Below are 239 nucleotides of genomic sequence, written 5' to 3' on the forward strand. Positions count from 1 at the left end.
TTCAGGTCATTTTCGAGATCCAAAACCATTCTCGAAACGGAGGCAGCGGCGATACCGAATTGGCGGGAAGTTTCGGAAAAGCTTTTATTTCTGGAAATGGAAAGAAATAATCCCATCGCACGAAGTCGGTCCACGACGACTCACCTTTTCACTTGCACTAAAGATTGATTATTGCACATTCCTGAATGACGTATCCAGAAAAAACACAAATCCGCAGTCGAGGAACACAGGGTTTATAG

At 43.9% G+C, this 239-nt stretch carries 1 protein-coding gene; it reads right to left on the reverse strand.

The window, feature by feature from the left end:
- On the reverse strand, window positions 1-116 hold a 116-nt coding region (locus AB4Y44_RS42970; protein WP_368702863.1), incomplete at its 3' end, for a LysR family transcriptional regulator.
- Window positions 117-239: the final 123 nt, after the last annotated feature.

This window comes from Paraburkholderia sp. BR10937, from assembly GCF_040965695.1.
Classification (GTDB): Bacteria; Pseudomonadota; Gammaproteobacteria; order Burkholderiales; family Burkholderiaceae; genus Paraburkholderia.